This is a genomic window from Planococcus lenghuensis (assembly GCF_001999905.1).
Lineage (GTDB): Bacteria > Bacillota > Bacilli > Bacillales_A > Planococcaceae > Indiicoccus > Indiicoccus lenghuensis.
Map to the genome: position 1 here is coordinate 2,801,540 of NZ_CP019640.1, position 20,699 is coordinate 2,822,238.

15 protein-coding genes are annotated in these 20,699 nt (G+C 42.2%); 5 read left to right on the forward strand and 10 right to left on the reverse strand.

The window, feature by feature from the left end:
* Positions 1–75: 75 nt before the first annotated feature.
* Positions 76–408, forward strand: a complete 333-nt coding sequence (locus B0X71_RS14300; RefSeq protein WP_077590062.1) for a hypothetical protein — start codon at positions 76–78, stop codon at positions 406–408.
* Between the two features lie 283 nt (positions 409–691).
* On the opposite strand, the gene B0X71_RS14305 is transcribed toward B0X71_RS14300, so the two are convergent.
* The 6 genes from B0X71_RS14305 to B0X71_RS14330 form a co-directional block, all read right to left on the reverse strand.
* Positions 692–2,311: a bifunctional metallophosphatase/5'-nucleotidase gene (locus B0X71_RS14305; RefSeq protein WP_077590063.1), complete on the reverse strand. Its 1,620-nt coding sequence runs from the start codon at positions 2,309–2,311 to the stop codon at positions 692–694.
* A gap of 143 nt (positions 2,312–2,454) precedes the next feature.
* Positions 2,455–2,838 carry a hypothetical protein gene (locus tag B0X71_RS14310; protein WP_077590064.1) on the reverse strand — a complete coding sequence of 128 codons (384 nt, stop codon included), beginning with the start codon at positions 2,836–2,838 and terminating at the stop codon, positions 2,455–2,457.
* Positions 2,822–4,615: a dynamin family protein gene (locus tag B0X71_RS14315; protein WP_077590065.1), complete on the reverse strand. Its 1,794-nt coding sequence runs from the start codon at positions 4,613–4,615 to the stop codon at positions 2,822–2,824. Before B0X71_RS14315 ends, B0X71_RS14310 begins: the two co-directional genes overlap by 17 nt.
* On the reverse strand, positions 4,612–6,567 hold the full coding sequence (locus B0X71_RS14320) for a dynamin family protein (RefSeq protein ID WP_077590066.1): 1,956 nt from the start codon (positions 6,565–6,567) through the stop codon (positions 4,612–4,614). Before B0X71_RS14320 ends, B0X71_RS14315 begins: the two co-directional genes overlap by 4 nt.
* A gap of 17 nt (positions 6,568–6,584) precedes the next feature.
* The gene (locus B0X71_RS14325) at positions 6,585–9,521 is read right to left on the reverse strand and encodes a TcaA NTF2-like domain-containing protein (RefSeq protein WP_077590067.1); all 2,937 of its coding nucleotides are present in this window, start codon (positions 9,519–9,521) and stop codon (positions 6,585–6,587) included.
* Positions 9,522–9,551: 30 nt separating this feature from the next.
* Positions 9,552–11,447 carry a dynamin family protein gene (locus B0X71_RS14330; protein ID WP_198038617.1) on the reverse strand — a complete coding sequence of 632 codons (1,896 nt, stop codon included), beginning with the start codon at positions 11,445–11,447 and terminating at the stop codon, positions 9,552–9,554.
* Between the two features lie 1,089 nt (positions 11,448–12,536).
* Here B0X71_RS14330 and B0X71_RS21420 point away from each other — a divergent pair.
* Complete coding sequence (locus tag B0X71_RS21420) at positions 12,537–12,863, forward strand: amidase family protein (protein WP_232336704.1); 327 nt, start codon at positions 12,537–12,539, stop codon at positions 12,861–12,863.
* Between the two features lie 618 nt (positions 12,864–13,481).
* On the forward strand, positions 13,482–14,024 hold the full coding sequence (locus B0X71_RS14345) for a D-lyxose/D-mannose family sugar isomerase (RefSeq protein ID WP_156889879.1): 543 nt from the start codon (positions 13,482–13,484) through the stop codon (positions 14,022–14,024).
* Between the two features lie 273 nt (positions 14,025–14,297).
* Here the strand turns inward: B0X71_RS14345 and B0X71_RS14350 are convergent, their stop codons facing one another.
* Together B0X71_RS14350 and B0X71_RS14355 are read right to left on the reverse strand one after the other, a co-directional pair.
* A complete protein-coding gene (locus tag B0X71_RS14350) occupies positions 14,298–15,197 on the reverse strand; it encodes a dihydrodipicolinate synthase family protein (RefSeq protein ID WP_077590070.1) in 900 nt (299 codons plus the stop codon).
* A 112-nt stretch (positions 15,198–15,309) separates the two neighbouring features.
* On the reverse strand, positions 15,310–16,509 hold the full coding sequence (locus tag B0X71_RS14355; RefSeq protein WP_077590071.1) for a pyridoxal phosphate-dependent aminotransferase: 1,200 nt from the start codon (positions 16,507–16,509) through the stop codon (positions 15,310–15,312).
* Between the two features lie 356 nt (positions 16,510–16,865).
* Between B0X71_RS14355 and B0X71_RS14360 the strand changes: the two genes are divergently transcribed.
* Together B0X71_RS14360 and B0X71_RS21005 are read left to right on the forward strand one after the other, a co-directional pair.
* Positions 16,866–18,242 (forward strand): GDSL-type esterase/lipase family protein, encoded by a 1,377-nt coding sequence (locus B0X71_RS14360; protein WP_077590072.1) that lies wholly within the window; start codon positions 16,866–16,868, stop codon positions 18,240–18,242.
* Between the two features lie 10 nt (positions 18,243–18,252).
* Positions 18,253–18,426 (forward strand): hypothetical protein, encoded by a 174-nt coding sequence (locus tag B0X71_RS21005; protein ID WP_156889880.1) that lies wholly within the window; start codon positions 18,253–18,255, stop codon positions 18,424–18,426.
* A gap of 70 nt (positions 18,427–18,496) precedes the next feature.
* On the opposite strand, the gene B0X71_RS14365 is transcribed toward B0X71_RS21005, so the two are convergent.
* On the reverse strand, positions 18,497–18,910 hold the full coding sequence (locus B0X71_RS14365) for a DUF4395 domain-containing protein (protein WP_077590073.1): 414 nt from the start codon (positions 18,908–18,910) through the stop codon (positions 18,497–18,499).
* Between the two features lie 411 nt (positions 18,911–19,321).
* Positions 19,322–20,611 (reverse strand): threonine ammonia-lyase IlvA, encoded by a 1,290-nt coding sequence (gene ilvA / locus B0X71_RS14370; protein ID WP_077590074.1) that lies wholly within the window; start codon positions 20,609–20,611, stop codon positions 19,322–19,324.
* Between the last annotated feature and the right edge of the window lie 88 nt (positions 20,612–20,699).

Sequence of the window (20,699 nt, forward strand, 5' to 3'; positions counted from 1 at the left end):
ATATTGGTTGAAGAATAATTACTTGGAATTATTCTCCTTAGTAGCTAGCGCAGCCCGGCCTATATCCTAGAGGCATTGCCGACGATCACCGTGGTGATTCTCGTAACCGGTCTCATCTCGGCCATTCTGTCAACGACCGGCAGCTTCTACTTGAACATCGCCAACAGCCTCGGTTACTTCTGGAAAAAAGCCAATAAAGCAGGCGCCATCTCCTCTGTCGTCTTCGGCTCCGGGTTCTTCATGACGCTGATGATTACAGAGGCGATCGCGCATGTTTACCAGGCACCGCTCTTTAGCTCGCCGGTTGGCTACTTCACTATGATTACTGGCAGCCTGGTAGCTGAAGCTGTTGTCAGACGCACTAAATCAGTACAGGTAGGGCAACAGGCATCGCAACTTAACGAGTGAACACTCAAAGAAAATCCCCATTGTCAGCGCTAACTGACAATGGGGATTTTGACGTTGGAAATGTCGTTGCTCATAAAAGTCATGTCTCAAACACTCAATTAATTCAACAAAACCGGCTTTGGTTATTCACCAATGAAACCTTCCAAGTTCAGTCACTTTCGTTGAACCTCATCCGACGCCGATTGCAGTACTCGTTCTCAGTGTACTGTCTCGAAGGTGTTTTATATTACTCCAAAAGTTCATTTAAGTTCAGTAAATGTTGCTCACTAGGAGGTGTGACAACTTATTTTACGCTGATGCGGTCTGTTGCAGGAGCTTCGATCGCTCCGCCCTGTTCAATAATGTACGCTTCAAGTGCATCCAAATCGACTGGCCCGACTACTGGGTCAGCGCCATCCAGCAGTTTTGTGAACCCGTCTCCGCCGGTTGAAAGGAAATTATTGACGCTGACTGTGTACGTTTGATCGGCAAGAATTTCGTTTCCGGCTGAATCCCGTAAGTCTGTCACTTTATTGCCGATTGCTGCATTTTTATCATAGGTGTAAGTCAGACCGGATACTTGTAAAATGGTGGTTTTGCTTTCTGTAAATTGCTGTTCAAGCACTGCTTTGATTTGTTCACCTGTATACGTCATGCTGACAAGGTAATTGCCGAAAGGCTGAATCGTATACAATTCGCCCCATGTAATCGGCCCGGCATCCAAGCTTGCCCGGATTCCACCCGGATTCATAAGGGCAAAGTCTGTTGCCATCGCCACCCGCTGTGAATCAGCGATCAAATTGCCTAAAGGCGATTCGCCGCTGTCGTCACCGGTTCTTGTAATCGTTCCCTGAGATCCGCCGACTATGCGGTTGATCAAAGGCGCGACATTTTCTTTGTATTGGTCAACCATCGCTTTTACTTCAGCGTCAGGCTCAATGCCATCGTGGAAAGTCGTGACCACTTCAGCTGATTTTTGGACAATGTCTTTTGTCTTTGGGTCAATGACGAGGTCGATGTCCGTGAATGCCGTTCCATAGGAATACGCTTGGACGACCAGTTTATTATCGACAATAGCATCGGAATACGCATGATTATGTGCGCCCAATATAATATCCACTTCATCGTCTATGCTGTTAGCCAGTTCAACGGCTTCGCCCGTCGCGTTTGTGCCATCTGTGTTTGAACTAGCAGGAGCGTGTGCCAGGACCACAATCGATTCAACTCCCTGTGCTTTCAACTCGGCAACCGCTTTGTCGATGGCTTCTGTTGAATCGGTAACTTCGATATTTTCCAGGGCACTGGCGATAACGACTTCCCTGATGTCTTCTGTCACGACACCGATAAAGCCGATATCCATGCCATTAACTTTTTGGATTTGGTAGGCAGGCAACAGATTTTCCCCGGAATTCTTGTAGACCACGTTCGCTGCTATGTAAGGAAAACCCGCTCCTTCGAACTCGCCGGTCGTTTCATGGTAGCCGCCGAACAGAAGACGATTGAGTTCATCCACGCCTCTGTCGAATTCATGATTTCCTAATGTGCCGATATCAAAGCCAAGTGCATTCATGATTTCAATCGTGGGTTCATCCTGCAGAAGAGCTGAAGCCGGCGAGCTTCCGCCCGTCATATCTCCGGAATGGATCAGTAATGTATTTTTATTTTCCGCTTCTCGTTGCTTTAAATAAGCGGCCAAATACTCAGCGCCGCCAACATATCTTCCAGCAACTTTTCGCGTGACATCAATTTGTCCATGCCAGTCATTGACACCCAATAACTGAACTTCAATCCCGCGATTGGATACTTCCGCATCTCTTCCGGGTTTAGCTTCTGCCACGCCTGGCGCCACGGAAGTTACGAGTAATCCTAATGCTGCAGCTGTGCTTGCAATCACATTGATTTTTTGTTTTCCATTATTCTTCATGCACTGATACATCCCTTCGAGGTCTGCTATATTTGAATGAAAGCGCAGACAGTTAAAGAATACCATAAGACTTTATCCATAGAGTAGGGTCACTTAGACCTAATTGCCGATTGACCTTGTATTCCGCTCAAGTATTTCACATATTATTTCAAGTTATTAAGAGAGTTGCCATCCGGGTTTGAACGGATGTACCCCCCTCCTTGGTCTATCGTACGGTCAACCATTGTATTTCCATCTCCATCACGGAAGTAACCATCCACCATAGTGCCGTCTGCTCGAATATACGCATCCACGTAATGAGGCTGGACAAAATGATTATTACCCAAATCGAGGTTCAGTGGCTCAAACTGAAATAAATGCGCATGCTTCAATGGATCATTGAATGAAAAAACATCTTGCCCGCCCGAAAAAGACGTTGGTTGAATCATTTCAGCTTGCACTGAATGATCAACTTCCACAAGGTCAGTTGTTTCACTGAAGCTATTTTCCGTTTCGATTCCGTTAGATGCGTTATCCCAATTGTTCATATAATTCTTTGCCCCCTTCTTGTGTTTCAATCCATAGTTTTAATGCAATCTGTTTCTTATTTTGTTCACTTAAGTTTCTGGCTTTGCTTTTGTGCTGTAAAGTTTCTTTTTGCAGAATTGCTTCATATGAATTGAGAAGGCGATTAAATTCTTCAATTGAACTAGCGCTGATTTGGTTAATCGACTGATTGATGTACATTTTCAATTGAGCTTCCAAGTCATTGATCATACTGGTCAATTTCTGACGGACATTCCGTGTTAGTTCTGGCTTGATTTTGTTTAATTGGTATTCTGCAAATGTTTGAGATACGAGCGGCAGGCCAGCCATACCGATTAAAGGCAAGAGGATTGGCGCGCCTACTATAGCTACCAATGCGCCAGCACCGCCAAGAACGAGTCCTGCTTTAACATTGGCGTTTCCGCTTTTTGCCTGAAAAATCGGAATCGTTGATAGATGGGTGAATGAATCCATACGCTGGCCCTGTAATCGGATACTTTGATTGAACGAACGCGCTAATCCCTGAGATACTTCTTTTTCTAATTTTAATAGCAATTGCTGGATGGCATCTTCGTTTTGGTCGAGCCATTGCGTGATTTGCGAACGGATAGCTGTGGGCAGCTGAACCTTCACTAAATTTTTCACATCAGCTCCTTGAAACATTTGAATCCGTGTGTCCATATCGTTTATAAGCCGGTCGCCGAAATGATGCACTGATTTGCCTACCATGAAATTGATTTCAGCTTCTCGGTCGTACAGGTAGTTTTGTAATTGCATTTCCTGATCGGACAATTTCCGAAACCACTCTTTTACAGCCTGCAATTGATTTTCCAAATCTTCTTCAGTTTGCCGGGCCAGCAGTTCGGCAGTAGCAATTTCCTGTTGAATGACTTCGTTAATCTCCATCAAGCGGATATAGAAATGATTGATTTTTTCCTGGCCTCTGGACCCTGAATCGATGCGCCGTTTAATTTCTTGTTCCAATTCAACAATTCCCGAATACTTCGTTAGTTCACTATCATTTTGTAACCGCCCATCTAGTGCTTCTTTCGCAGAAATAGGGAATAACGCATCCACTCGTTCCTCTGTAATAAGCTCCAAGCGCCGTTCGACGAATTCAACCAACTCTTCCTGTTCGTCCTCGTCAATGCGATCCATAAAGTTCGCCGCATAAATGATACGGTCCCTTCCGCTTTTCATCAACCGTTCTTTGATAAACTTCTCTTCTGACTTCTTAATCGGCGAAGTTAATGAACACATGAAAATCACTACATCAGCTCTTGGGAGGAATTGATGGGTCACTTCCGTGCGCTGTTCACTTAAATCATTGACTCCTGGCGTATCAATCAATACTACCCGGTTCTCAAGAAGCGGCGAATTGACCTCCAGATTGATCAACTTGACGTTGTCAGCATCAAAATTCTGAGAAGCTGTATATTCGTGCAGTATGTCCAAAGAATCATAAGATTCCTCGGAACCGTCTGTCTTCATCACTTGTACAAGGTGTGTTTCACCATGACGAACCACATTAATTGTTGCGGTTGTCGGAGTGACGCCTCTTGGCATGACATCCTGACCTAAAAGTGCATTAACAAAAGTAGATTTTCCGTGCTTAAACTCGCCAACAACCATGACGGTATAATGATCTGCTTCGATATCCTCTTTCAATTCCTTGAGTTGCTTCAATTGGGAACTGTTTGGAATTGCAGCAGCGAGCAACTCTTCTGTCCGCATAATTTTTTCGTTCAGTTGGTCTTTTTCCTCTTGATAATTCATCATGCCGCACCGACTTTCCCAGCAGCTTGTTGCTGAAGTTTATTTGCGAGCTGTTCCAAGTTCGCTTTGATGCTATTCAGTTCTTGTTCTTGTAAATCAAGGACAGACAATCTTTTATCAATTTCTTTTCCTTCAAGTTCCGTTGATTTGATCAGTTGCTTTAATTGACCTTCAACCTGTTTCAACTGTTCCTCAATGATGTCTTTAAATTGTTCTTCAACCGAGTTACTCATCGTCTGATATTCAGCTTTCATAATTTTCATTTTGTTTTTGTTATTATTGTTATAGTAATCCAGGAGTTCTTTCTTGAATTTCTCCTTTTCATCCATTCCTTTAATTTTCGACCAGCCCCAGCTAAAAGCTTTTGTCAAACCATATCCTATAGAGTTCACAATCATCCCGGCTCCCACTGCTGCCTTTACAAAAAAACCAGTAGGACTATGCCAGGCCTCTTCTAAACTATCGTGTATCGAACCAAACAAATCATCGATTTTGCTTTCTGCTTCTTGATGATTGTAGACCGCTGGAACCAAGGAACCTATGCTTTGCGGAGCGGTCATGTCCGTCAACTCAATATCCATGCTTGCCCATTCTGCATTCACTTCTTTGGAAGTCGTTTCGAGCGCAGCTTTTGCAGTTGCATTCATTTTTTCTTTTTTCGCTTCAAAAATGGAACGTTCCAGTGGGGCGACGGCAAGCTCAATTTTTTTGCTGATTTCTGTAAGTTCAAGGCGACGATTTTCCTCAAACGTACAGAGTGCTAAATCTGTTACTTTTTCGAGCTCCTGCTCGTACCACTTCGTTAGTTCTTTTTCTTCAAATTTCAATGTTTTACCTAAATCCTTACGGGCCTTCTTGCCATTTTCACTCGCAATTTTCACTTTAGGTCGGAAAGCCGCTACTTTTTCCTTTAAGTTTTCAGTCTGCGAATTGAGTGCATTACGTTCAAAATCGACCTTTTTTTTCTTGACTTCCTTTATACTTTCCAATGTCCTCTTCAACGGCTTAAGCAATTTGATGCTTCCTCGCTCGTACTGAAGAAAATCTGCTAGGTTTCTCTCCAGCTCCGGAAACCCGGTATCCTCGAAATTCCAGACTTCAATCGGACGTCCTCTTTTCGTGACAATCTGTTCCCCGTTCAGCTTCCGGCGTGAATTCAGCGCATGTTTTGCTGAAACCATGAAAATTTTAGGGTCATAGAGAATTTCTTTTAAATGCTGGTATGCAAACTTCAGCACCTTCGATTCCTCTTCTTTCGATTCCAAATGATCTTTGAAATTGACCACAATAAAAATCTTCTGAATATCGTTGGCTAAAAGTCTGTCTTTCAATAAACTCATTTCTGATTCTGATAAGATCTTCAATGCACTAAGCAATAGAATCGCCGCATCGGAACGTGGAATAATGGTGTTGGTAATTTCCTCGCGAATCGGGTCTAAGTCGTTTGTGCCGGGAGTGTCTATTACTTCCACGCCATTCGCACAGAGCGACAAATTCCGTCCGATTTCTGCGTATTTGATTTTTTTCATATAATCCACAATTTCTTCATGTTCTTTTTCAGATGCCGCATCGCCGATTACCGGTTCCATCGGTGCCACCAATTTCCTGAAATCTTCTTCAGTAATCACATCCGGCGCTTTTATGCCATTGTGATAATGCAATTTGATAAAAGAGTGTGGGCTGTACACGATTTTATTCAAAATCGTTGTTGTAGGCTTGGCAGATGAAGGCAGTATCTGTTGACCTAATAAAGCGTTAATAAACGTCGATTTCCCTCTTGAAAATTCTCCTACCACGGCTAATTGAAAATTATCATTCAAAATATCCGATTTATAATGGTGTACTTTCTGCTGTTCGTCTTCGAGCTCCATATCCTGCAACACCTGATCATATTTACTTAATTCGTTAAGTAAGCAAGAACGGTTCTCCTTGTACTCATTCAAATCGATTCCCATGACAAATCCCCTTTTGTTCAAAATTCTGTTTCAGATAAAATCTCCAAATTCAGGAGCTTCTCTATCTCCAGTAATCCTTCTTCCGTCACTTTGACCAAGTAATTAACAAGAACTTCTTTCAAATCACCGGCTCCATTTTGGTAATGATACTCATCATGTACATAAAGTTCTACTACGTAATGAGACGAATCCCAAACCTCAACCGATTCGATCCTAATTTCATGGTTTCTCATCTGCATATTTTTCTCTATTGCGTTGGAGATGTATGACTCCGTCGCCTCATATTCCGATCCGTCTTCAGCATAGTAATGGGAAATTGATTCAAATCCGGAACCATTGAACGCCATTTCAGAATCCAGATAAAAATTACTCATCATACGAGCAACTTCTGAATGTTCCACAAGTCCGACGGTATCTTCAGCCGGTTCTTCAACAGTCTCCTGGTCTTCGGAAACTTCCTCTTCAACAGTATAGTCAAGCACTTCTGCTGATTCACTCAGCGTTATAATATTTTCGATTAGAAACCTGTTGTCCGCTATTGCGGATAGTAAGTACTCTTTTGTCCGTTCGTTATAAGAAGCTTCACCTTCAATGCTCGCGATTGTATAGGTCTCAGCCGTGGTAACACTGTATCGGTTCGCTTCCAGTTCTTCTATCGCAAGAACTTCAACAGAGTGAAAGTCATAATACAAGCCCCTTCCATCAAGCGAAACGATATAATCAGCCAAGTCTCTATAAATGACTGTCTCTCTATCTATATAATTTGGAAGCTCTGTTACAGATGCCTGGTTCAAATCTTCCATATAAGCCGCACGAAATTTTTGGATGAATGAAACAATTTCTTCTTCATCTGTCCAATAAATTGGCATATCTTCTTGTAAGGCAGGTTCAGCTTCCGCTACCGGTTCAGCTTCCGTTTTCGCTTCTATACTCAACGGCACAGCTTCCTCCTCAAAATCACTCAATTGCCATTCTGTTTCCGGCTCTTCGAATTTTTCATAAATCTCATTAGCCGTATCCTTCGCTTCATTCCAATTAGAAATCCCATCGACAGTTAAAAACACCGGGTAAGACAAGAGCAAAAGAACCGAGCCCACAGCAGCTCTTCTTCGTTCCACTAATGTTGAACGGGCGTCTTTGATTTCCTTTGCATTTTGTTTCGTAGAGACCGACAGCGGTAAGTATTCCGTCGTCTTGAAAGAAGAATCACTTACTGCTTTGAAAGAAACCGGTTCAAGTCCCGGCTTATGCTCTTCGAAGGTATAGAATGATTTCATCTGTTCGATCAGTTCAACATAATCAATATCGGCATAGACAGCTTCCACTTCCTCAAACAGCTTCATCGCCTGTTTGTAGCTCTTCAACTGCAAGACCATTAGTCGCTGCGCCTTGAATAAAGGAAATACTTCTGTCTGGAATTTTCGTTGTCTTTCCAGATGACGTTGTAGATTTAAGATATCGCTTATACTAATGGTTCCATATTCCTCATACATATCCATCCGGAATTCCTTAAATTCGGCCAATTCTTCGCTATAAGCCTCTCGTTTCTGCCGAATTTTCTGTTCAATTCTCTTCCTCACCGCAACGTTAAATTTACCGATCGATCTTTTCAGTGTTATTGAATTTTCATTAAGCTTTTTTATCTGCGAATTCCATTCTCGAATTTCCTTGTTTAACAGCATTTCTTCTTCAGCAAATTTAACTTTCTTTCCTAGGGAAATCCACGATGAATTGATATTAATCCATTTATCGTCCAGTTCCCGCCGTTCGTTCATAAGTTGCATGCGTTTTTGGAGTAACGCTGATTCAATCTGCCGATGCGAATTCAGTCCCAATTTTAAGTTGTTATTCCAAGAGCTTACCAAGTCTTCTGGCGATCCGAGTTTTTTGATCACTTGCTCTGTAAAATCGCTATCCTGCCCTTCCTCCATGTGAAAACTTCGCCAATCGGCTAAGTATTTGGAGAGTTGATTTTCAAGGTACTTGATCTTTTCACCTTGTTCAATGAACTCAGGAAAATGCCGGTTTTGGAAAGACCAGACTTTATCGGTACTTTTCAAAAATGCAAACGAAGTCTTTTTCTCTTGAACATGATTCAAGTATTCCTTAAGCGGCTTCTTGAGTTTCCGGTAAAAGCCTTCCATCTTTCGCAGATGGACAGGAGCGATTTCATCAAATATTTCATCAATGGCTTGTCCATTTCCCCACTCGAACAATTGAGCGTCTTCTTCCAATTTTCCTTGCAGAATATCTTTTGCTGAAATTCCATACAATTTTTGAATAAGCGGATACATGCGTCTTTCGTTAAATTTCAAAAAAGAATCGATGTCTTCTTCTTCATCAAGAAGGTCGATTGCATTTACAACACCCAAAACAGGCACTTCTAAATCTTGCATCCGCTGCAGCAAACTCATTTCAGAAGCTGTGCCGACACTCATTGCATGAAAAAGCCAAATCCCCATTTCATTTCTTTCCATAAAACTTTCCGTGACACGTGTATGATGTTCATGAAGAGCCGTCAATCCAGGACTGTCGATAATCGTATAAGTTTTCAGTAGTTCTGAAGGCAGCTGGTACTCGACATAGGATAACTGACGGCGAATATTTTCCCCTTTCCCGCTCCGCTCCACCGTTAACTGTTCAAGCCATTTCCTGTCATAAGCAGCCGTTGTTCCGTCCTGATAATGAGCCACGACTTTCTTCTTTTCACCGTATGTTAGCTTAGTGATAACTGCAGTTGCCGGTGTAATGTCTGCCGTTAATAACTCCTCACCAAGCAACGCATTGATAAATGTTGATTTACCGGCATTAAACTCCCCGCTCACCATCACCATTAGATTATCCCGTAAGTCTGTCCCGACTATTTTCAACGTTTGTTCAAGGGATTGAAGTTCTTCTTGTCGGGCAATTGTTTTCCACTTATCCAAACCACTTAATAGTTTTTCCTTATCCATACGATTCCTCTTATCCACTCTTATTTGTTATTAAAATATACTCATCACCACGGCCACACTCGCAGCTATCACTCCTGGATCTTTTATCAATTGAGGGCTCAACTTGACCAGTTCCTGCTTTAGATCTAAGGGAACTGGCATGAATTCACTGGATTGCATATATGGTCGATGGTTACTGGTAACAGCTCTTACCTTGAATTCTGCTATCGGATTCTTCAAGGATCCCATCTGTATAATTCTAGCCAATACACTCGTTTCATCCCTCTCCTTGTAAAGAGTACTTAACAGACCTAACATGTGTTGTATATCTCCTTTTGAGAGATTCGCTGCATGCTTTTGCACTGCAAGATAAAGATATGGAAGCACTTCCCGTTGAAAATCTCTAATTTCTTCTGCATAGTCTTCCATCTTCACAAGATCTTCAACTGCCCATTTACCCACCACTTGTTTAATAGGAAGTAACACATTTCTCCAATCCATATTCAGTCGTTTAATTCGCTCATTTACCGGTTCAATTTCTTTTTTGACTTCTTGCTCCACAACTTTAGTAAATGTTTTCAAAGATTTTTCCACTTCTTCTTGCTTCGAATTTAAGATTTTGATTTTTCGCTTCACGTTTTCAGCGTATATGCGGTATTCTCTATCTGCTTTAATGTACTTATATGTTTGGAAAAACTTAAAATAAACTTTATTTATATCTTGAAAACATTCTTCTGCTGCTACCTTTTTCACGTTTAATACTCTATCCTCTAAATTGACCTCTTCGAACCACTTTATGTAAGCATTTAACTGAGGTAGCACAATTGACTCCCATTCTCCCCTTAATTTTATCGGTTTTTTAAATTTAGTGATGAAGGGCTCGATGTTCGTTGGCTCAAGCAGGTTATTTTGCAGAAAAAGATTCCATTCAGCGATAAGATCTTCTTTCTTTTGATACTCCGCTTTCAGTTCTTCTGCCAAATCCAATGTTATTTTCTCCATTTTTAAGAAGTGTGTAAGCAATAGCTCTCTGTTCTTTAAAAACACCGAGCTCTCTTTCTCTCTTAATAGAGATTTATAGAAATCATTGAGCGCCGTTTGAACTTGAAGGAAAACTAACTCCAGCTTTTCATTTTCAAAACTTACAAACAAAGATTCTACCGCTTCGAGATTACCCCATTCCTTTAGCTGTTCATCATCTTTAAGTTTCCCCTCTAGAATATCCTTAGAAGAAATACCATCCAGCTGCGTAATCATTGGAGTTAACCTCCGAACGTTATACTCATAAAACGCATCAAGATCTTCATCCTCATCCAGTCGGTCAATTCCATTTATCAATCCAATTGTTGGAATCCCTGATTCATATAGCTTCTGGAGCCAAGTTACCTCTGACGCTGTTCCAACATTCAAGCTGTTGAACAGCCAAATTGCAGTATCCGCTTCTTCAAAAAAATGATTCGTCACATCTGAGTGTTTCTGAAACAAGGAAGTAAGACCTGGACTGTCTATAAGCGTATAGAACTTCAGCAGCTCAAAAGGCAACTGGATTTCAATGAAAGCCAGCTTACTCCTTATGTTGTCTCCATGTTTATCTCCTTCTGCAGTTACTTCCTTTAAAAAAGAAAAATCACACTCTTGGATTGTCTGATCTTTAAAATGCAGAAACAATCGCTTTTCATGGCCGTACGTCAATTTTGTAATCATAGCAGTAGCAGGTGTGACATCACTAACTAACACCTTTTCACCCAGCAATGCATTGATGAAAGTCGTTTTACCTGCATTAAACTCTCCTGAAATCAAAATCGTAGGTTTATCCTCTAGCCCCATCAATATTTTTTTCAATTGCTCACGTACTTCCAGCTTAGCTTTTCCTTTGAGTAAGTGGCTGTGCTTGAGAAAAGCTAACCAATTTCTCACTCCATGCAACGCTCTTTCTCTCGCTTCCATCTCCGTCTCCGCCTTCACTAAGTTATACATAAAATCATGAGGACTTAAGAAAAACAATATCTAAAATCATCCCTAAGTAGCTGTGAAATTTTAAAGAAAGCTCTTTAATTTAGTTTTCATGAATTGTATGCTCTGTTTTACTAGTTCCTTTCCTAATTCACCTCCTTTTTGTTTGTCAGTCTCTTTTCCTGTAGTTTTTCCGACATTCCCTAAAATAAGTTCTCCTCAGTTGAATTTACTAGCGAGTCGCCAACCGGTGAACCAATCGGTCCACCTACTGTCTTTCTGACAAATCCACCTATACTTCTTCCAATTATTTCTCCTGCCCTCTCTCCAACCTTTCTTACTATGTTATTAACAGATTTATCAATCACTGTCTCTAACATTTTTTAAGTCTCTAATTCCCCTCTCCTTCTTTTGCTTTACAAACCTTCAATCTTGGAATTGATGCCCAAGAGCTTTAACTTCAATGGCTTTTCCTCCGTAATGGGATAAATGTTTTGATGGTAATAGACAAAATTATTTTGAACACTGTATAACGGGAAGATTAAAACAAATTTATTTCTCACTTTTATTATGTAATGAATAAAGTAGTGTTCTAATCCCTATCAACTTCTTTAGTGGTGGATATTTTCTCCAGTTCTTTAGTATATCGGTTAATTTCCCTTGAAATTTAACAATGAAGTGCAAAAAGTTTAGGAACGATAGTTCCATAAAAAGCTCGATGTCCCTTGGAAAAGACGGGAGTTTTCTAGCAGTTGGCCACAGCATTCCAGCTATTTCTCCTCAAGTTTTACAATTAATGAAGCATTGATAGAAATAGAAGCCATCCTCAAAATCGGAGGATGGCTTCTTTGCTTTGCAATGGCCTTGAATATACTGAAGAGTTTCTGTTTAGAGTTTCTGTCCCAAGGACGCATTTATAATAAACGAACTGGAGAAACTGGGCGCACGGACTGAGCTGGTCAAAATTCCGTCTCTCGCGCAAGCGGAATTTGCCGAACTTGTCACCATTACATCAGAAACGAGCGCCGTCCATCACCCAAACTTGATAAACAGCCCGAAAAATTCGGAGAAGACACGCGATTTTTGCTGGAATTCGGTGAATTGGTAAGTGCAGTGGATTATTTGCAGGCCCAGCAAATCCGCCGGAAATTAAATAAAGACTTTGCGAAGGTATTCGAACGTGTGGACGGCCTCATCAGTCCGACTTTGCCGTTCTTGCCACCTCCAATTGGTGACAGCACCGTTGACATCAACGGCCAAGCATTGAGTTTCCTGGATGAAGTCATCCGCTTTACCGGTCCCGACAATTTAACAGGCCTCCCGGCTTTGAACATCCCGTACGGTGTCCGCGACGGACTGCCAATTGGGCTGCAAATATGGGCCCTGCCTTCGAAGAAGAAAAAGTATTGAATGTCGCTTATGCTCTAGAAAAGCTTCAATTAATGAAGGGCCAAAAACCGGGCTTGATTGACACCGCCTCACGTTAACCGACAGCTTTCAGAACACTTTATTGTATGCTGTCGATAATAATCACTTTTTTTCAGTAAACATTCAAAAGCCATCCTCGAGGTCCGTTAATTTCACTGAGGGTGGCTGTTTTTGCATACAATTGTTGTGAATAAACGGAAGAGTTTCTGTCTTAGGCACGCAGCCGCCCCCCTAAATCGCTCCCTTATTAGAGCAGCAAGTTAAATTGTTTCTGTCCCAGGGACGCGATTTCCCTCATCTTTCAAAAGTGTTTTTCCGTCCCGCCGTTTCGTAACGTTTTCAAGTTCCAGCACCTTCATAAAACCGCCCCCTTCCATTAAATTATAACTGTTTCTTTTTTTGAATAGACATACAAAAGCCACCCTCGGAATCGGTTGATTTCAATGAGGACGGCTGTTTTGGCATACAATTGTCGTGAATAGATTGAATCGGTTCTGTTACAGGGGTGCACTCAAAAGAAATTATCGATCCTGGCTATTGTAAATTCCTATTCTTTCTATGTAGACTTTTATTATGGATTGCAAAAATGGAGGAATGGAAATGATTTCACGTGTAGAATATGAACAAGTTAAAAAAGAAACACTAACTTTTTTCGAAAACGCTAATATTAAATTGACTGATGAAGAAGTGAACAAAATAGAGGTCACGGATTTTGGATTAAACCGAATCCGAGAATTGGGGCTGCAGCTGGTGGAGTATGTCAATACAGAGCGTTGCTGCGCAAAAGATCTGATCTTGCTGCCTCGCCAGACATGTCCTGAGCACCTTCATCCACCAGTAGGCGATTCTCCCGGAAAAGAAGAAACTTTTAGATGCAGGTTCGGAACGGTCTATCTGTACGTACCTGGTCCAAAGACAGAACAACCATTGGCACGCATTCCCAAAGGAAAAGAAGAAACATTTACAGTATGGCATGAAATTGTTTTACATGAAGGCGAGCAATACACGTTAGAACCAAACACACTTCATTGGTTTCAAGCAGGAGATAAAGGAGCGCTTGTATCGGAATTTTCGACAAAGAGTACAGATGAAAATGATATTTTCACAGATCCTAGTATCAAACGTATTCCAGTAGTGGAATAAATTAATTGTCTCTTATACTCATAAACTTATACTGATTCTTATACTAAAAGTAACAGCACTTAGTGAAGTTTTTGAGTGATCCGCCTTTGTATTCCGTTCAATTATGGCCACTTCTTTTTTCTATAAATATACAGAAGCCATCCTCGAAATCGGTTGGTTTCATTGAGGATGGCTCGTTTTCTATACAATCGCCGCGAAAAATTGAATTGTTCTCATCCCAGGGATACGATTTAAAAAACTGAATTGTTCTTATCGCAGGGACGCGGCAATGAATCACTCTAAATTCTGTAAAATCCCTTTTATATTTGCTTTCCCATTTTCATCCACTTCACTGAATGGCCCTAACGAAGAAGGAGAGAGGTTAAAGTCTTTTTGAATTAGACATTCCTTTATGACACTTAAAATGGATGCATTGTTTTTGTAGATCTGGCTAAGTCGAAGAATTTGATCGTTTTTCTTTTTTACCTCTTGGAAATCGTTTGCCTGGTAGGCACTATACAGTCCGGTGAACAACTCAGGAGCAAAATTGCTTGTGCCAATGATCCCTCCGTCTCCGCCCATAAACAAGGTGTTCAGCAAATGGTCATCATAGCCGCATAGCACAGCGAATTGCGGATGGGCTGATTTAACCGTTAAGATTAAATCCTTTATATGCGCGATTGAATCAATCGTGTCTTTGATTCCGGCAATGTTCGGATTGCTGTCCACCAACTTTTTGACGAGGTCTGCCGATAAACTTTGGCCAGTACGTTCCGGGAAGTTGTATAACAGCATCGGAAGTAACGTGCTGTTTGCAATCGAATTAAAATAACGCAGCAGTTCTTTTTCGCTTAGTTTCCAATAGTATGGGTTGATGACGACTATTCCGTCTGCACCCATCTGCTCTGCAAATCGGCTCAGTTCAATTGATTCCTTGATCGTGTTGCTGCCTGTCCCTATTAATACAGAGGTACGTTTGTCCACATAAGCTGTTACAAACTCTGTAATTTCTTTTCGCAAGCCGGTGTTCATCTGACTGAATTCACCAGTGCTTCCTAAGAAAAAGAGTCCGTCTACTTTCGCCTCTATCAAATGATCGATGATCGCTTTGGCAGAAGTTTCATCAAATTCCCCATGTTGATCGAACGGTGTAACAACCGGGGGGATGATGCCAGAAAAAGAAGGGTTCGTCATTTCATTCACTCCTATGGTTCATAAGATTTTGATGCGATATGAGTTAATTAAAGGCGCTCGCCCGCACACAATGACAATTGGATTCTCTTTTTCTAATCCGACTGTTGGATCATCACTCGACAGCTAGTTGTTCAACCTCATTATTCCCTGAGACTTTTTCCTGATAAAATTCCCCTAACGCCTCTATGCCTTCTTTCAATTTCTCTTCGTCTCCCGCAAAACAGATTCTGATCATGTTATCACCGGAAGGACCGAATGTAGAACACGGGGCAACCGCCACTTTCCTTTCAATAAGCAATGACTTGGCAAAGTCCATGGAATCCATGTTCGTTTCTGAAATGTCGATGATGATATAAAAGGCCCCATTCGGTTTTACAAATTTCGTTTCGTACTTATCCAGCAGCTCACAAGCCAGGTCCCGCTTCTTTCTGTAGAGTTGATTCATTTCCTTCACGAATTCATCGGCCAACGGAGAGGTTAATGCGGCTTCCCCTGCTTTTTGCGAAATGGAAGAGGCACATGTCGTAATCGGCTCTTGCAATTTTGTCGTGATGGAATATAAATGATCCGGTAGTATGGCATATCCGAGCCTCCACCCCGTCATGGCGAATGTCTTGGAGAAACCATATACGCATATAATAAAGTCATTGTAGCTTGAATCTACACTCAAAGCAGAAATATGATCCTTCTCGTATACCAGTTCGTCATAGATTTCGTCGGAAATAATATAGATGTTTCGCTTTCTCGCTATCTCAATCAGTTTTTTGTATGTATCTTTTTCTAATACCGCACCTGTCGGATTGCTGGGTGAATTGACAATGATTGCTTTCGTTTTCTCCGTAATCATGTCTTCCAGTTTATCAAGCTCCGGTAAGTACTCGTTGTTTGGATCAGTCGGATAATATTTTGGAATGGCATTCTGTATTCTGATCAAGGAATCGTAGTTCGGATAAGCAGGATCAGGTATCAGCACTTCTTCACCTACATCGACAATGGAAAGTAAAACGATATTCAGCGCTGCAACCGCTCCTGGAGAAACGACCACATTGTTAAGTCCGATTTCTACCCCATATTTCGATTGCATCCTGTTAACGATCGCTTTTCGCAATGAAGGAATTCCCGCATTAGCCGTATAGCTCGAAAAATTGTCTTGGATCGCTTGAATCGCAGCGGCTTTCACAAAAGAAGGGATTTCAGCAATCGGTTGTCCTATCTGTAACTCAATGACGGGGCCATCAATGGCTGAAGCCAATTCCATAATCTCTCTTATTCCGTTTCGTTTGATCTCATCTCTTTTACTGAGCAAAGACATTTAACCAACATCTCCTTTAGGATATTCCTTGATCAATGAGCTGTATTCACAGATATGTTCAATAAATTTTTAATACTCCCTTTATTTTATCAGCGTCAAATCTTTATTCAACTTCTAGTGCCCTTCTTCTATTTCTTCTGGAACGCCACTATCCGCCCCTCTGTTCCATCCAATTATGACCACTTCTCTTTTTCAATGAGAACGGCTGTTTTTGTATCCAATTACTAAGAATAAACGATGCAATTTTTGTAACCCCATATAAAATTTTTCAATATTTTGTATTTATCCCTTGTTAAACCCATTTTTTAAAGTAAGATAGTAATGTACGACAATTACATAGGATAGGAGATGTGAGCATGGGGAAGAACACGTTTGTTTTAACGGTTTTGGCAGCAATGTTAACGCTCAGCTTTTCTTTTTCACCTTCTAATGTAAGCGCTGACAGCAAGAGCGGTCATTGGGTCGGGGCTTGGTCGGCAAGTCAGACAGAGGCTTGGACAACAGTGGATTGGGACGGAGGATTTTCTCAAAACGGTTTCGAAAATGAAACAATCCGTATGATTGTAAACCCAACGGCTTCAGGTAAAGAAGTAAGAGTTCGCCTGTCCAATGAATTTGGAGAGCAGCCGTTAACATTTGGAAAAGTAACCGTAGCGGATACTGCTGAAGATGCTTCGGTGGTCGCGGATACGGTTGAACAGTTAACCTTCAACCAAAGTGAATCCGTCACGATTCCCGCAGGAGAAGCTATCGTCAGTGATTCGGTTCCGTTTGATGTGGCCGACGGAGCGAATTTAACAATCAGCTTATATATCCCCGGCAATAGCGGACCGGCTACTTGGCACAATACAGCGAATCAGCAAAGTTATTTCGCTGATGGCGATGCTGCATTGAACATAGACGGGGACGGATTTGAAAACAGTTCCGATTCCTGGTTCTATTTGTCCGGTGTCGATGTCTTAACAACGAACAACAAACAGACAAGGACGGTTGTCGCATTGGGGGATTCCATTACAGATGGGTACCTGTCCACCTTGAACGCGAACCACCGCTATACTGATTTCCTGGATGACCGCTTGGACGAAGAGTTTAAAAACCAGACCTTCTCTATTCTGAATCAAGGGATTTCCGGCAATAGAATCCTGACCGACTCCCCGATTTTCGGAGAAAAAGCACTGGACCGGCTGGAGCGGGATGTTTTCTCTCAAACAAATGTAACTGATATCATTCTTTTCGAAGGAATCAATGACATTGGCCATAGTGATCCTTACCATGTGTACGATGCCGACCTGATTATCGAAGGAATGAAGCAAATTGCCGAAGAGGCGCATGAGCGCGGAATCAATATTTACATTGGCACACTGACGCCGATGAACGCGTTCACAGGTGACCCTAACTACTACACAGAAGAAGGGGAAACAACACGCCAGGAAGTCAATGAGTGGATTCGCAGCCAGAATGTTTTTGACGGCGTGTTTGATTTTGATCACGTCCTCCGTGACCCGGAAAATCCGGACAAAATCTTGCCGGCATATGATAGTGGGGATAACTTGCACCCGAACGATGCAGGCCTGAAAGCGATGGCTGATTCTATCGATCTTTCCGTTTTTGCCCAAAAAGAAGGCGAAGAACTCCCTGATACCGCGACAAATACATTGAATTATTTGCTGGCTGGCTTGATGCTGATGTTGATCGGCGCAGGACTTTTCCTCTCCAATAGAAGAAAAGCATAAGAAGTGAAAAATGATAAAAGTGGCATCTCTCCTGACGGGAGAAATGCCACTTTTATATTTACCGATCGGCCGCTGTCTGCCGTTCAATTATGATTACTTCTTTTTTTCAATGAAAATGAAAAAGCCATCCTTGGAATTGATTGGATTCACGAAGGATGGCTTCATTTGCATACAATTATCGTAAATTAACTGCGTTGTTTCTGTCACAGGGATGCAGTTCAACCGCAACAACCAAGCCTTTCAGGTCTTCAAAGTTACGCCTGTGTTTTTGTGCGTCTATGTTTCCACATTATATAGCGATAACGGATCGTACAACCAATGCAATAGCCCATCAAAGCCATGCCGGCTGCGATGATAACCATGATGCTGAAGGCATAGGCAACCAGGTGAATGTCGAGAGAAAAGGAAATGAGCGATAACCCTAAACAAATCGTCGCAATCCATTGATTAAATAATTGCTGATCCTTGTCTTCCTGCAAATAGCTTGTCAGCGGCTTTTTCAAAAAGCGTCGGCTGAATTGAATCACCGGATTTTTCTTTGTCATCAATGTATAAGCTCCAATAGCGAACGGCAAAAACAGAATGGCCGGCTGAAGCCAGAGCGCCGCTAAAACGGTAACGACGATAAAAGCCTGGTTGATCTGTACAAGGGGTTTCGGAATAGTCATGCATGCCCTCCTTCTCTATTCGCTTATTATACCAATTGACTTACTAGGTATAAAATGAATTGCTTGACGACTGGAATCATCTGCAGCACTTCGTTTTATCGAAGAAGGCATTAATATCCCGATAAGCGGTCTTTCCCTATTATGTAAAATAGGTGGACGATGCAATTATGTCTACTTCATTTTTTTAACAAATACGCAAAAGCCATCCTCAAAATCAATTGATTTCACTGAGGATGGCTTCATTTGGACACAATTATTGACCTCACCCTGGGTTCGGTCCAATTATGTCTATTCAATTTTTTCAGTAAACACACAAATCCGTCCTTAAAATCAGTTGATTTCTCTCAGAACAACTTCATTTAGATACAATTGTCGTGAATAAACTGAATCGTTTCTATCCCAGGGATGCATTCAGATCAGCAAGTTAAATAGCAACGGGTCATTATTGATTTCCTTATAGGGAAATCCGTTTTCGTCCATCCTTTTCACAAGCGGTCCGTAGTCTTCCCGGGCCTTCAATTCAATGCCTACGATGACAGGTCCTGCCTCACGGTTGGTCCGCTTGGTGTATTGGAAATGCGTGATGTCATCCTGCTCCCCCAACACTTGTTCCATAAACTTGCGCAGCGCACCGGCACGCTGGGGAAACGTGACGATAAAGTAATGCTTCAACCCTTCATAAATCAGCGATTTTTCTTTGATCTCCTGCATCCGCTCAATATCATTGTTGCCGCCGCTGACGACACACACCACATTTTTCCCTTTAATTTCTTCCTGATAGAAATCCAGCGCCGCCACCGACAAAGCACCCGCCGGTTCCGCGACAATTGCATTTTCGTTATACAGCTGCAGAATGGTCGTGCAGACTTTGCCTTCGGGGACAAGGACGATATCATCCAAAACATCACTGCAGATTGCCACCGGCAACTCGCCGACCTGTTTGACCGCTGCGCCGTCGACAAATGTATCAATCGAGTCGAGACGGGTTACTTTGCCGTTGCTAAGCGACTTCTTCATACTGGCGGCGCCCGCCGGCTCAACGCCAATCAGTTTCGTGGACGGGCTGATCCCTTTTAAATACGATCCGACGCCTGACGCCAACCCGCCACCGCCGATGGCACAAAACATATAGTCGACAGGCTCCTGCATGTCGTTCAGGATTTCCACAGCTACGGTGCCTTGGCCCGCTATAATCCGTTTGTTGTCAAACGGATGGACAAACACCTTTTCTTCGGCTGTACAATATTCCATCGCCGCTGTATAGGCATCATCAAACGTGTCTCCTTTGAGGACGACCGATACGTATTCGCCACCAAAGCGCTTTACTTGAGAAACCTTTTGGCTGGGGGTTGTCAGCGGCATGAAAATCTTCCCTTCAATCCCCAGCGCAAAGCAGGAATACGCAACGCCTTGGGCATGGTTGCCGGCGCTGGCACAAACGACTCCTTTATTTCGTTCTTCTATTGTCAGACTGCGGATAAAGTTATAAGCGCCACGCAATTTGAATGAGCGCACCACTTGCAAATCTTCCCGTTTCAAATAGACGTTGCAGCCGTATCTGGCAGAAAGAATTTCATTCCGCTGCAGCGGCGTTTTAATCACGACGTCTTTGAGTGCCTGATTCGCTACCATAATCTCTTCAACCGACACTTTTGACGCCGTCACTTTTCTTTCCAACTCTTCGGTGTTGCTTCTAGCCATAGGTGTCACCTTCTTGGTTTAGTATTTCCTTACTCTATCATAATGTACAGTACAAGTGAAAAGAAAATTTCGACAATATCGTCACTGC

What these genes read in the sequence shown, in the direction of transcription:
- B0X71_RS14305 (WP_077590063.1), bottom strand. Translation starts at nt 2,311, where the DNA reads ATGAAGAATAATGGAAAACAAAAAATCAATGTGATTGCAAGCACAGCT.
- B0X71_RS14310 (WP_077590064.1), bottom strand. Translation starts at nt 2,838, where the DNA reads ATGAACAATTGGGATAACGCATCTAACGGAATCGAAACGGAAAATAGC.
- B0X71_RS14315 (WP_077590065.1), bottom strand. Translation starts at nt 4,615, where the DNA reads ATGATGAATTATCAAGAGGAAAAAGACCAACTGAACGAAAAAATTATG.
- B0X71_RS14320 (WP_077590066.1), bottom strand. Translation starts at nt 6,567, where the DNA reads ATGGGAATCGATTTGAATGAGTACAAGGAGAACCGTTCTTGCTTACTT.
- B0X71_RS14325 (WP_077590067.1), bottom strand. Translation starts at nt 9,521, where the DNA reads ATGGATAAGGAAAAACTATTAAGTGGTTTGGATAAGTGGAAAACAATT.
- B0X71_RS14330 (WP_198038617.1), bottom strand. Translation starts at nt 11,447, where the DNA reads ATGGAAGCGAGAGAAAGAGCGTTGCATGGAGTGAGAAATTGGTTAGCT.
- B0X71_RS14345 (WP_156889879.1), top strand. Translation starts at nt 13,482, where the DNA reads ATGATTTCACGTGTAGAATATGAACAAGTTAAAAAAGAAACACTAACT.
- B0X71_RS14350 (WP_077590070.1), bottom strand. Translation starts at nt 15,197, where the DNA reads ATGACGAACCCTTCTTTTTCTGGCATCATCCCCCCGGTTGTTACACCG.
- B0X71_RS14355 (WP_077590071.1), bottom strand. Translation starts at nt 16,509, where the DNA reads ATGTCTTTGCTCAGTAAAAGAGATGAGATCAAACGAAACGGAATAAGA.
- B0X71_RS14360 (WP_077590072.1), top strand. Translation starts at nt 16,866, where the DNA reads ATGGGGAAGAACACGTTTGTTTTAACGGTTTTGGCAGCAATGTTAACG.
- B0X71_RS21005 (WP_156889880.1), top strand. Translation starts at nt 18,253, where the DNA reads ATGATAAAAGTGGCATCTCTCCTGACGGGAGAAATGCCACTTTTATAT.
- B0X71_RS14365 (WP_077590073.1), bottom strand. Translation starts at nt 18,910, where the DNA reads ATGACTATTCCGAAACCCCTTGTACAGATCAACCAGGCTTTTATCGTC.
- ilvA (WP_077590074.1), bottom strand. Translation starts at nt 20,611, where the DNA reads ATGGCTAGAAGCAACACCGAAGAGTTGGAAAGAAAAGTGACGGCGTCA.